Source organism: Microbacterium sp. zg-Y1090, from assembly GCF_030246945.1.
In the GTDB taxonomy this organism is placed as follows: domain Bacteria; phylum Actinomycetota; class Actinomycetes; order Actinomycetales; family Microbacteriaceae; genus Microbacterium; species Microbacterium wangruii.
The window spans coordinates 2,735,306-2,750,626 of sequence record NZ_CP126742.1 but is presented as its reverse complement, the minus strand read 5'-3'; the positions used below and the strand labels follow the sequence as shown (position 1 = coordinate 2,750,626).

The window sequence follows — 15,321 nt, the reverse complement described above, 5'->3', positions numbered from 1 at the left end:
CGGTCGTTGAGCGAGCGCAGCGAGACGAAACGCCCGCCCCCGCTGCCCCCCCGGTCGTTGAGCGAGCGCAGCAAGACGAAACGCCCGCCCCCGCTGCCCCCCGGTCGTTGAGCGCGCGCAGCAAGACGAAACGCCCGCCCGGCGGGTCAGACCGCGATGTCGAGCTCGTTGCCGGGGATGGATGCCAGCAGCTTGCGGGTGTACGGGTCACGGGCGTTGGTGAAGATCTCCTCGGAGGTGGCAGCCTCGACCAGCACACCGTCCTTCATGACGCAGACGTAGTCGCTGATGAGGCGCACCACGGCCAGGTCGTGGGAGATGAACAGGTAGCTCTGCCCGTACTCGCGCTGCAGGTCGCCCAGCAGCGTCAGGATCTGCGCCTGCACGAGCACGTCCAGTGCGGAGACCGGCTCGTCGCACACGATGAGGTCGGGGGAGAGGGCCAGCGCCCGCGCGATCGCGACGCGCTGCCGCTGGCCGCCCGACAGCTCCGCCGGGTAGCGGCGCAGCATCGACTGCGGCAGGGCCACGTCGTCCATGAGCTTGCGCACGCGCGCGCTGCGCTGCTTCGCCGAGCCGCGCTTGTAGAACGACAGCGGCTCCTCGATGATCCGCTCGATCGTGAACATCGGGTTCAGCGACGAGTAGGGGTCCTGGAAGATCGGCTGCACCCGCTGGCGGAAGGTGCGCAGCTCGCGCCCCTTCAGCGACGCGACGTCCTGGCCGTCGAACCGGATCGACCCCGAGGTCGCCTCGACGACCTTCAGCACCATGCGCGCCGTCGTGGTCTTCCCCGAGCCCGACTCGCCGACCACCGCCACCGTCTCCCCCCGGGGGATCGCGAAGGAGACGTCCTTCACCGCGGTGAAGTCCTCCTTGCTGCCGCGCACCGGGAACACCTTGGTGAGGCCCTCGACCTCGAGGATGTTGTCGACGGCGGATGCCGCACCGGCGTCGGCCGCCCCGGCGGCGCCGGTGCGCGGGGTCGTCGTCGCCGCCCTCGCGGTGGGGATCGGCGCCGGTCCGGTGCCCGTGCCCGCGGCATCGGAGCCCGCGGCGGGCTGCGCACCCGTGGCATCCGGTCGGCGGAACACCTGCGGGCGCAGACGAACGGCGGCCACCGAGGGCGCTGCGGCGACGAGCGCCTTGGTGTACTCCGCCTGCGGGTCCTCGAGGATCTGACGCGCGGGACCCTGCTCGACGATGCGGCCGCGGTGCATGACGATCACCCGGGAGGCGCGCTCGGCGGCGAGTCCCAGATCGTGGGTGATGAGCATGAGGGCGGTGCCGAGGTCGGCGGTCATGCGCCCGAGCTGATCGAGGATCGTCTTCTGCACGGTGACGTCCAGAGCGCTGGTGGGCTCGTCGGCGATGAGCAGTCGCGGGTTGCAGGCCAGTCCGATGGCGATGAGCGCGCGCTGGCGCATGCCGCCGGAGAACTCGTGCGGGTACTGCTTCGCGCGCTTCTCGGCGTCGGGCAGGCCCGCGGCGGCGAGGGTCTCCACCACTTTCTGCGCGACGTTGGCGCGGGTGGCCATGCCGTGGGCGAGGAGGGTCTCGGCGATCTGCGTGCCGATCTTCGACACCGGATTGAGGTTGGACATCGGGTCCTGCGGCACGAGGCCGATCGTCTTGCCCCTGATCCCGCGCATCACGGACTCCGAAGCGCCGACCAGCTGGCGTCCGTCCAGCAGGATGCTGCCCTCCGCGACGCGGCCGTTGCCGGCGAGCAGCCCGATCACGGCCATCGCGGTGGTGGACTTACCCGATCCCGACTCTCCGACGATCGCGAGGGTCTCCCCGGCGGCGAGGTCGAACTCGACGTGCTCGATCGCACGCACCGAGCCGTCCATGGTGCGGAAATCGACGGCGAGATCTCGAACCTGCAGCAGCGGTGCGGCGTCCTGGGGCATGCGCTCCATCCTGCCGTGCCGCCGCCCCCGCCGCACCGGTCGGTGGGAAGCCTTTACGGGTTCGTAACGCGCGCCGTGTCGCGCGCCGGCGGGGGAGGGCCACGCCGCTGCGGTGGGTGCGCGCTCCGCGGGGACGACGGAACGGATCGCTGCCGCCGTGCGGGCTACCGTGGGGGCATGCGCGCGATCGACCTCAACGCCGACCTGGGTGAGACGGTCGACGGTGTGCCCACCGCCGACGACGCCGCGATGTTCGCCGTCGTCTCCAGCGCCAGCATCGCGTGCGGCGGCCATGCCGGGGATGCCGCGTCGATGCGGGCGGCGGTGGCCGCGGCCGCCGCGAGGACCGTGGCGGTGGGCGCCCACCCGTCGTTTCCCGACCGGGCCAACTTCGGGCGCGTGCACATGGCCACCGATCCCTCGGCGCTGCGGGCGGAGGTGACGGGTCAGCTCGCCGCGCTCGCCGCTGCCGGCGCCGACATCCGCTACGTGAAGCCGCACGGAGCGCTGTACCACGCCGTCTCCGCCGACTCCCGTGCGGCGGCGGCCGTTGCGGCATCCGTCGCGGAGCTGTCCGACCGCCTCGGCCGCGCGGTGCCCGTCCTCGGGCTCGGCGGCGCGATCGCCGCGGCCGCCGCCGGGGCGGGGCTGGAGTTCGTGCGGGAGGCGTTCCTCGACCGCGGCTACCGCCCCGACGGCACCCTCGTGCCGCGCGGCGAGCCGGGGGCGCTGCTGCACGAGGCCGACGCAGTGGCGGCACGGGCCGTGCGCCTGGCGGTGGAGGGCGTTGTCACCACCGTCGACGGGTCGACGGTGGTGACGGATGCCGCCTCGCTCTGCGTGCACGGCGATTCGCCCGGTGCAGTGGGCATGGCCCGCGCGGTGCGGGCGGCGCTGGCGGCGGCGGGCATCGTCGTGCGGGCGCCGTGGTGAGCGGCGCCGCGCCGGCCGCGCGGCTGCTGCCGATGGGGCGCGACGGCGTGCTGGCCGAGGTGGACGGCACCTCCGAGGCGGTCGCGCTGTTCTCTCGGTTGCAGGCGTCGCGACCCGCGGGGGTGGTCGACCTCGTGCCGGCGGCCTGCACCGTGCTGGTGCGGGTGGATCCGGGGGTGCTGTCCGTCGCGGCGGCGCGCACCTGGATCGCCTCCGCGCCGCCGGTGCCGCCGGAGCGCACCCGGGGGGAGACGGTCACGCTGGAGGTCGTGTACGACGGCCCCGACCTCGCCGCGGCGGCCGATCTGCTGGGGATGAGCGTCGAGCAGCTGGTGCGTCGGCATCGGGAAGCGCGCTGGTCCGTCGCGTTCACAGGCTTCGCGCCGGGGTTCGGCTACCTCGTCAGCGAGGACTGGTCCTTCGACGTGCCGCGGCTGTCGACGCCGCGCACCCGGGTGCCCGCCGGCAGCGTCGGGCTCGCCGGCGCGTTCACCGGCGCCTACCCCCGAGCCACCCCGGGCGGATGGCGGCTCATCGGGCGCACCGACGCAACGCTGTTCGACCCTGCCGCGGCATCCCCGGCCCTGCTCGCCCCGGGCGGCCGCGTGCGCTTCGCCGCCGTCGCGGCATCCGTCGACGCCGCCCCCGCCGCTTCGCTGAGACCGCATCTGGCGGCCGAGACCGTGGGAAACTCCCCACGTCTCGCGCGCCAGATGCAGTCTCACGGGGAGGAGGCGGTCGAGGTTGTCGCGCCGGGTCCGCTCGCGACCGTGCAGGACCTCGGCCGCCCGGGGCGCGCCGCCGAGGGCATCGCCCGCTCCGGCGCCGCCGACCGCGGGGCACTGCGCACGGCCAACCGCCTGCTCGGCAACGCCGAGAACGCCGCGGCGATCGAGGTGACGATGGGCGGATGCCGCCTGCGGGCCGGCCGCGACCTCGTCGCCGTCGTCACCGGCGCCTGGGGCCCGCTCGTCGTGGCGGGGCGGACGGTCGACCCGTACGTGCCGTTCCCGTGGCCCGCCGGCGCCGAGCTGCGCCTCGACCGGTTCACCGCCGGTGCCCGGGCCTACCTGGCGGTGCGCGGCGGGTTCGACGCGCCCCGCGCGGCCGGCTCCCGGGCCACCGACGTGCTCGCCGGTCTCGGGCCCGCACCGCTCGCCGCGGGCGACATCCTGTCGCTCGCGGGAGACGTCGCCGGCGGCATCCCCGCGCTGGACGTGCATCCCTGGGGGCCCCCGCCGCACGCGCTGGTCGAACTCGAGCTGGCTCCCGGGCCGCGTGCCGGGTGGTTCGCCCCGTCGGCCCTGGAGACCCTTTATGCGGCCACCTGGACGGTCACCGCCGAGGCCGACCGCGTCGGCATCCGCCTGGACGGCCCGGCCCTCGCCCGTACCCGCGCCGGCGAGCTTCCCAGCGAGGCGATGGTGCCGGGCGCCCTCCAGGTGCCGCCCGGCGGCCGTCCGACGGTCCTCGGCGTCGACGGCCCCGTCACGGGCGGCTACCCCGTGATCGCCGTCGCGACCGACGGCGCCCTCGATGCCCTCGCCCAGCTGCTCCCCGGGCGGAAGGTGCGGTTCCGCCATGCCCGTCCCGCACCGTGACCCCTGCGGGCCGCCCGCGAAAGTCGCGTGGTTCGGCCCCCGGCACGGCGCGGAACCGCACAGCCGAACGTCAGGTCGGGGCGCGAGAATGAGGACGCCGCGCGGTTATACCTCAGCATCCAGACCTCGTCAAGAATTCGGCTGGACATGGCGCGTCGCGCGGCATATAGTTGTTCTTTGCGCTCCCTCCCCTTGCCCTCATATGGTGGTCGGCTGTGCCTGCGTTCCCCCGCTTCATCGCGGCGTGCGGTCGTCAGGCTTCGGGATCTACAGGGAGCACTCCACCTGACGACAAGGAAAACGAGCCCTCGCCCGGGCCCACGGAGGTAATCCCCTTGGCTGCTGCGCGCAACGCATCCACCCCCACCACCAACCTCAAGAACGGACGCGGAGCTTCGCGGCTCTCGTTCGCGAAGATCTCCGACACGCTGGAGGTCCCCGACCTCCTGGCGCTGCAGACGGAGTCCTTCGACTGGCTCGTCGGCAACGACGCCTGGAAGGCCCGCGTCGCTCAGGCGCAGGCCGAGGGCCGCACCGATGTCCCCGAGATCAGCGGTCTGGAGGAGATCTTCGAGGAGATCTCCCCGATCGAGGACCTCGGCGAGACGATGCAGCTGTCGTTCACGAACCCGTACCTCGAGCCGGAGAAGTACTCGATCGAGGAGTGCAAGGAGCGCGGCAAGACGTATGCCGCCCCGCTGTACGTCGAGGCCGAGTTCATGAACCACCTCACCGGTGAGATCAAGACCCAGACCGTCTTCATGGGGGACTTCCCGCTGCAGACCGGCAAGGGCACCTTCATCATCAACGGCACCGAGCGCGTCGTCGTCTCGCAGCTCGTGCGCTCTCCCGGCGTCTACTTCGACAAGACGCCCGACAAGACCTCCGACAAGGACATCGTCTCGGCGCGCGTCATCCCCAGCCGCGGTGCCTGGCTCGAGTTCGAGATCGACAAGCGCGATCAGGTGGGCGTGCGCATCGATCGCAAGCGCAAGCAGTCCGTCACGGTGTTCCTGAAGGCCCTGGGCCTGTCCAGCGAGGACATCATGGCGGAGTTCGCCGGCTTCGACTCCATCGAGGAGACGCTGTCCAAGGACACCATCCTCACGAAGGAAGACGCCCTCCGCGACATCTACCGCAAGCTGCGTCCGGGCGAGCAGGTCGCCGCCGAGGCCGCCCGCGCGCTGCTGGACAACTTCTACTTCAACTCCAAGCGCTACGACCTCGCGAAGGTCGGTCGCTACAAGATCAACCAGAAGCTCGGCCTCGACAGGCCGCTGAGCGACTCGGTGCTCACCGTCGACGACATCGTCGCGACGATCAAGTACCTGGTGCGCCTGCACCGCGGCGACGTCACGTTCGACGGCATCCGCAACGGCCAGCCCGCCGAGATCCGCCTGGACGTCGACGACATCGACAACTTCGGCAACCGTCGCATCCGCGCCGTCGGCGAGCTCATCCAGAATCAGGTGCGCACCGGACTGTCCCGCATGGAGCGCGTCGTCCGCGAGCGCATGACCACGCAGGACATCGAGGCGATCACGCCGCAGACCCTGATCAACGTGCGCCCCGTCGTCGCCGCGATCAAGGAGTTCTTCGGAACGTCGCAGCTGTCGCAGTTCATGGACCAGAACAACCCGCTCGCGGGTCTGACCCACAAGCGCCGCCTGTCGGCGCTGGGCCCCGGCGGCCTCTCCCGTGAGCGTGCCGGCGTCGAGGTCCGTGACGTCCACCCCTCGCACTACGGCCGCATGTGCCCGATCGAGACCCCGGAAGGCCCGAACATCGGCCTGATCGGCTCGCTCGCGTCCTTCGCGCGCATCAACGCGTTCGGCTTCATCGAGACCCCGTACCGCAAGGTCGTCGACGGTCGCGTGACCGACCAGATCGACTACCTCACCGCCAGCGAGGAGAGCGACTTCATCGTCGCCCAGGCCGGTGTGGAGCTCAAGGAAGACGGCGCCTTCGCCGACGAGCGCGTTCTCGCCCGTCGCGGCCAGGGCGGCGAGGTCGACCTGTTCCCCGCCGACGAGATCGGCTACATGGACGTCTCGCCGCGCCAGATGGTGTCGGTGGCGACCTCGCTCATCCCGTTCCTCGAGCACGACGACGCGAACCGCGCCCTGATGGGTGCGAACATGCAGCGTCAGGCCGTCCCGCTGCTGCGCAGCGAGTCGCCCGTGGTCGGCACCGGTATGGAGGGCTACGCCGCGATCGACGCCGGTGACGTCGTCACCGCCGAGAAGGCCGGTGTCGTGCTGGAGGTCTCGGCCGACGTCGTGACCGTGCAGCTCGACGAGGGCGGCACCCAGGACTACTTCCTGCGCAAGTTCGACCGCTCCAACCAGGGCACGAGCTACAACCAGCGCGTCATCGTCTCGGCGGGCGACCGCATCGAGGCCGGCGAGGTCATCGCCGACGGACCCGCGACGGAGAACGGCGAGCTCGCGCTCGGCAAGAACCTCCTCGTGGCGTTCATGACGTGGGAAGGCCACAACTTCGAGGACGCGATCATCCTCAGCCAGAACCTGGTGAAGGACGACACCCTCTCCTCGATCCACATCGAGGAGTACGAGGTCGACGCCCGTGACACCAAGCTCGGCAAGGAGGAGATCACCCGTGATCTGCCCAACGTCAGCCCCGAGCTGCTGAAGGACCTCGACGAGCGCGGCATCGTCCGCATCGGCGCCGAGGTCCGCCCCGGCGACATCCTCGTCGGCAAGGTCACGCCCAAGGGCGAGACCGAGCTGAGCGCCGAGGAGCGCCTGCTGCGCGCGATCTTCAACGAGAAGAGCCGCGAGGTGCGCGACACGTCGCTGAAGGTCCCCCACGGTGAGCAGGGCACGATCATCGCGGTCAAGGAGTTCAACGCCGAGGACGGCGACGACGAGCTCGGCTCGGGCGTCAACCGCCGCGTCGTGGTCTACATCGCCCAGAAGCGCAAGATCACCGAGGGCGACAAGCTCGCCGGCCGTCACGGCAACAAGGGCGTCATCGCCAAGATCCTCCCGATCGAGGACATGCCCTTCCTCGCCGACGGCACGCCGGTCGACGTCATCCTCAACCCGCTGGGCATCCCGGGCCGCATGAACTTCGGTCAGGTGCTCGAGCTCCACCTCGGGTGGATCGCGCAGCAGGGCTGGAAGGTCGAAGGCACCCCGGAGTGGGCGGCGAACCTCCCCGCTGAGGCGCTCGAGGCCGCTCCCGGCACGAAGGTCGCCACCCCGGTGTTCGACGGCGCGTTCGAGCAGGAGATCGCAGGTCTGCTGGACTCCACGCTGAAGAACCGCGACGGTGAGCGCCTGATCGACTCCACCGGAAAGACGCTGCTGTTCGACGGCCGCTCCGGCGAGCCGTTCCCGGCGCCGATCTCGGTGGGCTACATGTACATCCTGAAGCTGCACCACCTCGTGGACGACAAGATCCACGCGCGCTCCACCGGTCCGTACTCGATGATCACGCAGCAGCCGCTGGGTGGTAAGGCGCAGTTCGGCGGTCAGCGCTTCGGTGAGATGGAGGTGTGGGCCCTCGAGGCCTACGGCGCCGCATACGCGCTGCAGGAGCTCCTGACGATCAAGTCCGACGACATCGTGGGCCGCGTGAAGGTCTACGAGGCCATCGTCAAGGGCGAGAACATCCAGGAGCCCGGCATCCCCGAGTCCTTCAAGGTGCTGATGAAGGAGATGCAGTCGCTCTGCCTGAACGTGGAGGTGCTCTCGGCAGACGGCACCGCGGTCAACCTCCGCGACGGCGAGGACGAGGCGTTCCGCGCCGCGGAGGAGTTGGGCATCAACATCTCCACCCGCTTCGAGTCGACCTCGATCGACGAGATCTGATCCGGCCGATCACGCAGGGCCGCCCGCGGGCGGCCCGATCACCGAAAACTTTTTGAGACACAGGAGAACTAGTGCTCGACGCAACATCTTTCGATGAGCTTCGCATCGGTCTGGCCACCGCCGACGACATCCGTCGTTGGTCCTTCGGCGAGGTCAAGAAGCCCGAGACCATCAACTACCGCACGCTCAAGCCCGAGAAGGACGGCCTCTTCGGCGAGCAGATCTTCGGGCCCTCCCGCGACTGGGAGTGCGCCTGCGGAAAGTACAAGCGCGTCCGCTTCAAGGGCATCGTCTGCGAGCGCTGCGGCGTGGAGGTCACCAAGAGCTCCGTCCGCCGCGAGCGCATGGGCCACATCGAGCTCGCCGCGCCCGTCACCCACATCTGGTACTTCAAGGGCGTCCCGTCGCGCCTGGGCTACCTGCTGGACATGGCGCCGAAGGACCTCGAGAAGGTCATCTACTTCGCCGCCTACATGGTGATCTCGGTCGACGAGGATGCTCGTCACCGTGACATGCCCACGCACGAGGCCAACCTCCGCCTGGAGATGAAGAACCTCGGCGACCGCCGCGACGCCCGCGTCGCCGCCCGCCTGGCGAAGCTGGAAGAAGAGCTCGCCGCGCTGGAGGAGGAAGGCGCGAAGGCCGACCAGAAGAAGAAGGTCAAGGATGCCGCCGAGAAGGAGATGGCATCCATCCGCAAGAACTTCGACGAGCAGATCTCGAAGCTCGAGCGGGTCTGGGAGGAGTTCCGCACCCTCGAGGTGGGCAACCTGAAGCAGGAGGACGACGTCTTCCACGAGCTCCAGGACCGCTTCGGCCAGTACTTCGAGGCCTACATGGGCGCCGAGTCCATCAAGCGCCGCCTCGAGGCGTTCGACCTGGCCGCGGAGGCCGAGAACCTGCACCTGCAGATCTCCGAGGGCAAGGGTCAGCGCAAGATCCGCGCGATCAAGCGCCTGAAGGTCGTCAACTCGTTCCTGTCGACGGGCATGAGCCCGGCCGCCATGGTGCTGGACGTCGTCCCGGTGATCCCGCCGGAGCTGCGCCCGATGGTGCAGCTCGACGGTGGCCGCTTCGCCACCAGCGACCTGAACGACCTGTACCGCCGCGTGATCAACCGCAACAACCGTCTGCGTCGTCTGATCGACCTCGGGGCCCCTGAGATCATCGTCAACAACGAGAAGCGGATGCTGCAGGAGGCCGTCGACGCGCTGTTCGACAACGGCCGTCGCGGTCGTCCCGTCACCGGCACGGGCAACCGTGCGCTGAAGTCGCTGTCCGACATGCTCAAGGGCAAGCAGGGCCGGTTCCGTCAGAACCTGCTCGGCAAGCGCGTGGACTACTCGGGCCGTTCGGTGATCATCGTCGGACCCCAGCTGAAGCTGCACCAGTGCGGTCTGCCCAAGCAGATGGCGCTGGAGCTGTTCAAGCCGTTCGTCATCAAGCGCCTGATCGACCTGGGTCACTCCCAGAACATCAAGGCCGCCAAGCGCGCCGTCGAGCGCACCCGTCCCGAGGTCTGGGACGTGCTCGAGGAGATCATCCGCGAGCGCCCCGTGCTGCTGAACCGTGCGCCCACGCTGCACCGCCTCGGCATCCAGGCGTTCGAGCCGCAGCTCGTCGAGGGCAAGGCCATCCAGCTCCACCCGCTGGTGTGCGCCGCGTTCAACGCCGACTTCGACGGTGACCAGATGGCCGTGCACCTGCCGCTGTCGGTCGAGGCCCAGGCCGAGGCCCGCATCCTGATGCTGGCGTCGAACAACATCCTGAAGCCGTCGGACGGCCGCCCGGTGACCCTGCCTTCGCAGGACATGATCATCGGTCTGCACCACCTGACCACGGTCAAGGAAGGCGCCACCGGCGAGGGTCGCGTGTTCGGCTCGGTCGGCGAGGCCATCCTGGCCAAGGACGAGGGCACCCTCGACCTGCAGGCCAAGGTGCGCATCCGCATCCCCGGCCTGTCGTTCCTCGAGGGCGAAGCGCCCGAGGGCTACGAGCGCCACGGTCTCGTGGACGCCTCGCTCGGCCAGGCGATCTTCAACGACACGCTCCCCAAGGGCTACCCGTTCGTGCGGGAGCAGGCCGACAAGGGCAAGCTGTCGCAGATCGTCAACAAGCTGGCCGAGGAGTACCCCAAGGTCGAGGTCGCCGCATCGCTGGACCGCATCAAGGACGCCGGCTTCTACTGGGCCACCCGTTCGGGTGTCACCGTCGCGCTCAGCGACGTGCTGACGCCGCCGAACAAGGCCGAGATCGTCGCCGGCTACGAGAAGCAGGCCGCCAAGGTGCAGGGACAGTTCGAGAAGGGCCTCACGACCGACGCCGAGCGTCGTCAGGAGCTCATCAAGATCTGGACCGAGGCCACCGACGAGGTGCAGAAGGCGATGCGGGACAACTTCCCGGCCGACAACACCATCAACCGCATGGTCAGCTCCGGCGCCCGTGGTAACTGGCTGCAGATCCGCAACATCGCGGGTATGCGAGGCCTGGTGAACAACCCCAAGGGTGAGATCATCCCCCGCCCGATCATCTCCTCGTACCGCGAGGGTCTGTCGGTGGCGGAGTACTTCATCGCCACCCACGGTGCCCGAAAGGGTCTGGCCGACACGGCTCTGCGTACCGCGGACTCGGGTTACCTGACCCGTCGTCTCGTGGACGTCTCGCAGGACGTCATCATCCGCGAAGAGGACTGCGGCACCGGCAAGGGCCTGGAGTTCACCATCGCCGCCCCCGGGGCGGACGGCACGCTGCGTCGCGACGACAACGTCGAGAACTCGGTGTTCGCCCGTACCCTCGCCGCCGACGTGGTCGACGCGCAGGGCACGGTCGTGGCCGCCGCGGGTGACGACGTGGGCGACGTGCTCATCGACAAGCTCGTCGAGGCCGGCATCGAGACCATCAAGGTCCGCTCGGTCCTGACCTGCGACTCGGCCGTCGGCGTCTGCGCGAAGTGCTACGGCCGCTCGCTGGCCACCGGCAAGATCGTCGACATCGGCGAGGCCGTCGGCATCATCGCGGCCCAGTCGATCGGTGAGCCCGGCACGCAGCTGACGATGCGTACGTTCCACACCGGTGGTTCGGCCTCGGCCGACGACATCACGCAGGGTCTGCCCCGCGTGCAGGAGCTCTTCGAGGCCCGTACCCCCAAGGGTGCGTCGCCGATCGCAGAGTCCGCCGGACGCATCACGATCGACGAGACGGACAAGGCCAAGAAGGTCATCCTGACGCCCGACAACGGCGACGAGCCGCACGTGTACCCCGTGCTCAAGCGCGCCACGCTGCTGGTCGAGGACGGCCAGCACGTCACGGTCGGCCAGCCCCTGCAGGTCGGCACGCTCGACCCCAAGGAGGTCATGCGCGTCATGGGCGCCCGCGAGGTGCAGAAGTACCTCGTGAACGGCGTGCAGGGCGTGTACCGGTCGCAGGGTGTGCCGATCCACGACAAGCACATCGAGGTCATCGTGCGCCAGATGCTGCGCAAGGTGACGGTCGTCGACCACGGCGAGACGAAGCTGCTTCCGGGTGAGCTGGTGGACTTCAAGCGCTACCAGAGCATGAACCGCGAGGCGGTCGCCGAGGGCAAGCGTCCCGCATCGGGCCGTCCCGAGCTGATGGGTATCACGAAGGCGTCGCTCGCGACGGAGTCGTGGCTGTCGGCGGCGTCGTTCCAGGAGACCACCCGCGTGCTCACGCAGGCGGCGATGGAGGGTCGCAGCGACCCGCTCGTCGGTCTCAAGGAGAACGTCATCATCGGAAAGCTCATCCCCGCCGGCACGGGACTTGCGAAGTACCGCAACGTCGCCGTGGAGGCGACGGAGGAGGCCAAGAGCGAGCGGTACCCCAACCGCATCTTCGCCTCGGACGGGACGTACAGCGACACCGACCTGAGCTACGTCGACTTCGACAGCTTCTCGACGGACGACTTCACGCCCGGCACGTACAACTGAGCGATCCGGGCGGGCGCTGCGGCGCCCGCCCGGAACCGCACGAAGGCCCCCGGCTCGCGCCGGGGGCCTTCGTCGTCCGCGTGCCTCCCCACCGCGACCCCGCGAGGTTCTAGCGTGGTCTGCGGAGAGGTGAGGCATGGCGAGGACCGGTGGACGCAGCACCTGGCTGGCGTGGACGGCGGGCGTGCTTTCCGCGGGGATCGTGGCGGCGCTGGTGTGGTTGGCGCTTCCCGGGCTGCCCGCGGTGGTGGGACTGACCGGCGACTCGCTGCGCGACGGTCAGCAGGGTCAGCAGGCCGAGGCGGCGGATGCCCCCGAAGCGGTCACCCCGGGGGAGTGCCGAAGGCTCTACTCCGACGCGCTGTGGGCCGGCCTGTCGTGGCAGCCGGGTTCGGAGCTGGATCAGGACCGCTCGGTGCCGAAGACGTCGGCCACCGTGCTCGTGGACTCGCTCGCCCCGGATGTGCGCTTCACCTGCACGTGGACGTCGGAGGCCGGGAGCATCTCGACCACCCTCGCCGCCGTGGGCTCCGACGCCGGCGCGATCGCGCAGGCGGCTCTCCCCGACCTCGGCTACGGGTGCGGTGTCGTCGCGGACGGGCGGGTGCGCTGCACGAAGGCGGCCGACGAGGTGTACGAGACGCTGGAGTTCGGCGAAGGGCTCTGGCTGTCGACGACCGAGACCGCCTGGCACCCGGAGCGCTACGCCTCGCGCGTGGCCGAAGCGGTGTGGCGCGGCTGATCAGCCGAACACGGCCTCGACGACGGCGTCGGTGAAGCCGGTGGGTGCCAGGTTGGAGTAGGTCGTGTCGATCAGCACGCCCTCGCGGTAGTACAGCGTGCGTCCGTCGGTCACCGGGTACCGCTCGTTCTGCCAGCTCTTCTCGCAGCGCACGCCCTCGTCGGGCTGGTAGCAGAGGTACTCATCCTCGGCGACGAGGCCGTTGAGGGCATCCATCGTCGGGTTGTGCTCGACGGCGGAGATGACGGTGCGGAGGTTCGTCGTCGCGGCGTCGGCAGCGCCCCAGACGCACACGAGGGTGCCGTCCGGCTGGGTGCCGGTGTCCGCGAACGCGGGGTCGTTCAGCGGGGTGTCGCCCAGTTGCGCCAGCACCGACCCCGACACGATCGCGCGGCAGTCGCGCGGCAGGTCGGCCGCCCCCGGCAGCGGCGTGGCCGACGGCGTGGGCGTGCTCGTCGCGGCAGGGGGAGTGGCGACGACGGTGGATGCCGGGGCGGGCTGCTCCGCCGCGCAGCCGCCCAGCGTCGCGGCGGCGAGGGCGAGGGCGGCGAGGGAGCAGGCGCGCGCGGCCCTCCGGGTGGGCGTCGGGTCAGCCATGCCGCAACTCTAGATCGGGCATCCGCTCGCATCGGAGTGCGACACACGGCGGCACGCCTGCGCGGGTGAGGGGTTCGCGCGCGTTAGCCTCTCCACTGCGGTGGCGTGTGCCTCCGCGGGAGGAGTGCATCCCATGACCGACCCCAAGTACGGCGAGCCGGTGGAGGAACCCACCACGGTGGACGACGTCGTCGGGCGCGCCCACGAGGGTCTGGCCGATGCCGAAGCCGCCGGGCGCGACGCGGTGGCCGACGGCTACCCGGCCGAGCCGGCGTCGACGAACGCCGACGCCCCCCGCACCGCAGACCCGCTGTCGCCGGACTACGAGCCCACCGAAGACGACTACGCCGCGGCGGGCTACGACCCCGCCGACCCCGTGGCGCCGGTGCGCGACCTCAGCGACGCCGCACCCGCCGCCACCGCAGGGGCGGCCGGCGACCGGTCCGAGACGTTCGCCCGCGACGAGCGGGCAGAGACGTACGAGACCGACCGCGAGGTGGCGGCCGTCAGCTACGACGCCCCCGCGACGACGGCCTACGAGCCGCCCGCAGCGGCCGCGTACGACGCCCCTGCGGCCTCGCCGGCGGCCGAGGTGCCCGCGGCGACGGCATACGACGCCCCTGCCGCGACGGCATATGACACGGCCGCTCCCGACGCCTACCCGGCAGCGCCCGGGCCGCAGCCCATCTTCGTGCAGGCGCCCGAGGCGCCGCGTCCGCGGGGCAACCGGGGCGCCGCCGGAGCGATCGGCCTGCTCGCGGCGGTGGCGTTCGGCGCCCTGTACCTAGCAGCCTGGCTCGGCTTCGCCGCGATCGCCGGTGACATCACCGAGGAGAACCTCGTCGAGGTCACGCTCGGCGCGCTCACGACCTGGGCGCTGTGGATGCCGGTCATCTCGTTCTTCCTGGCGTTCTGGCTGCTCGGCGCGATCATCAACCGCGGCCGCTGGGGCCTGTGGGTCATCTTCGGCCTGCTGGTCGGTGTCGCCGCCTACGGCGGTCACCTGCTCGGCCAGCTGATGGATGCGCCGTTCTGGACGCTCACGGCCTCCCAGGGTGCGGCGCTGGTCGAGAGCCAGCTGCTCGTGCCGCTGGCCGCCACCGCGTTCATCCTGGGACGTGAGCTGACGATCTGGTTCGGCGCCTGGGTCGCCGCACGCGGCCGTCGAGTCACCGAGCTCAACGCCGAGGCGCAGCGCGAGTACGAGCGCACCCTCGAGGCCGGGCCGCAGCTCTACCGCCAGTGATGTCCGAGCGTCAGGGGGTCCCGCCGGCGACGGCGGTGGCCCTCGCGCTCGTCGGCTATCTCGCCCTCGCGATCGCAGGGCTGGGCGTGACGAGCCTCGTGACGTCCCGGGACGTGCTCGAAGCCCCCGGCGCCGGTCCGCTGCCGGGAGTCGTGGCGATGGCCGTGTCCGCCGGCGCGATCGCGGTGGGCCTGGTGGTGATGCTGCGCTCGGCGCGCCCGTCCTACGGTGCCGCGTTCGTCTCGGCCCTGCTGGGCTTCCTCGGATACCTCCTGGGCCTGGTGGTGGGCGCCGTGCTCGGGGGTGTCCCGTCGTCGGCCCTCACGGCGGCGATCGGCAGCTTCGTGCTGTCGTGGTTCTCGGTCGTGCTGGCCCTCGCGGCAGCCGTGGCGGGGTGGTCGGCCGTGGCGCTCGTGCGCACGCGGGCGGAGCGACCGCGCTGGCCGTGGGAGAGCGACGAGGACGAGTGATCGGCGCGGTCACGGCGGGGCGCACCGTGCGCCCCG

Annotated in this window: 9 protein-coding genes; 7 read left to right on the top strand and 2 right to left on the bottom strand. The window is 70.7% G+C overall.

The window, feature by feature from the left end; genetic code table 11:
- Positions 1–146 precede the first annotated feature (146 nt).
- Positions 147–1,913, bottom strand: a complete 1,767-nt coding sequence (locus QNO26_RS12915) for a dipeptide ABC transporter ATP-binding protein (protein WP_257533611.1) — start codon at positions 1,911–1,913, stop codon at positions 147–149.
- A 177-nt stretch (positions 1,914–2,090) separates the two neighbouring features.
- Between QNO26_RS12915 and pxpA the strand changes: the two genes are divergently transcribed.
- The 5 genes from pxpA (at position 2,091) to QNO26_RS12890 (ending at position 12,972) form a co-directional block, all read left to right on the top strand.
- Positions 2,091–2,846 (top strand): 5-oxoprolinase subunit PxpA, encoded by a 756-nt coding sequence (gene pxpA / locus QNO26_RS12910; protein ID WP_257638689.1) that lies wholly within the window; start codon positions 2,091–2,093, stop codon positions 2,844–2,846.
- Positions 2,843–4,447, top strand: a complete 1,605-nt coding sequence (locus tag QNO26_RS12905) for a 5-oxoprolinase subunit B/C family protein (RefSeq protein WP_257638690.1) — start codon at positions 2,843–2,845, stop codon at positions 4,445–4,447. Before pxpA ends, QNO26_RS12905 begins: the two co-directional genes overlap by 4 nt.
- Positions 4,448–4,782: 335 nt before the next feature.
- The gene (gene rpoB, locus QNO26_RS12900; protein ID WP_257533608.1) at positions 4,783–8,283 is read left to right on the top strand and encodes a DNA-directed RNA polymerase subunit beta; all 3,501 of its coding nucleotides are present in this window, start codon (positions 4,783–4,785) and stop codon (positions 8,281–8,283) included.
- 71 nt (positions 8,284–8,354) lie between these two features.
- Positions 8,355–12,230: a DNA-directed RNA polymerase subunit beta' gene (locus QNO26_RS12895; RefSeq protein WP_257533607.1), complete on the top strand. Its 3,876-nt coding sequence runs from the start codon at positions 8,355–8,357 to the stop codon at positions 12,228–12,230.
- Positions 12,231–12,366: 136 nt separating this feature from the next.
- Positions 12,367–12,972 carry a hypothetical protein gene (locus QNO26_RS12890; protein WP_257638691.1) on the top strand — a complete coding sequence of 202 codons (606 nt, stop codon included), beginning with the start codon at positions 12,367–12,369 and terminating at the stop codon, positions 12,970–12,972.
- Here the strand turns inward: QNO26_RS12890 and QNO26_RS12885 are convergent, their stop codons facing one another.
- Positions 12,973–13,569 carry a DUF3558 domain-containing protein gene (locus QNO26_RS12885; protein ID WP_257533605.1) on the bottom strand — a complete coding sequence of 199 codons (597 nt, stop codon included), beginning with the start codon at positions 13,567–13,569 and terminating at the stop codon, positions 12,973–12,975.
- A gap of 133 nt (positions 13,570–13,702) precedes the next feature.
- Between QNO26_RS12885 and QNO26_RS12880 the strand changes: the two genes are divergently transcribed.
- Complete coding sequence (locus tag QNO26_RS12880) at positions 13,703–14,815, top strand: ABC transporter (RefSeq protein ID WP_257533604.1); 1,113 nt, start codon at positions 13,703–13,705, stop codon at positions 14,813–14,815.
- Positions 14,815–15,285: a DUF6121 family protein gene (locus QNO26_RS12875; protein WP_257638692.1), complete on the top strand. Its 471-nt coding sequence runs from the start codon at positions 14,815–14,817 to the stop codon at positions 15,283–15,285. The genes QNO26_RS12880 and QNO26_RS12875 overlap by 1 nt, the downstream gene beginning before the upstream one ends.
- The last annotated feature ends 36 nt before the right edge of the window (positions 15,286–15,321 follow it).

Coding starts and splice junctions, on each gene's coding strand:
- QNO26_RS12885 (WP_257533605.1), bottom strand. CDS start 13,569: ATGGCTGACCCGACGCCCACCCGGAGGGCCGCGCGCGCCTGCTCCCTC.
- QNO26_RS12875 (WP_257638692.1), top strand. CDS start 14,815: ATGTCCGAGCGTCAGGGGGTCCCGCCGGCGACGGCGGTGGCCCTCGCG.
- QNO26_RS12890 (WP_257638691.1), top strand. CDS start 12,367: ATGGCGAGGACCGGTGGACGCAGCACCTGGCTGGCGTGGACGGCGGGC.
- pxpA (WP_257638689.1), top strand. CDS start 2,091: ATGCGCGCGATCGACCTCAACGCCGACCTGGGTGAGACGGTCGACGGT.
- QNO26_RS12915 (WP_257533611.1), bottom strand. CDS start 1,913: ATGCCCCAGGACGCCGCACCGCTGCTGCAGGTTCGAGATCTCGCCGTC.
- QNO26_RS12880 (WP_257533604.1), top strand. CDS start 13,703: ATGACCGACCCCAAGTACGGCGAGCCGGTGGAGGAACCCACCACGGTG.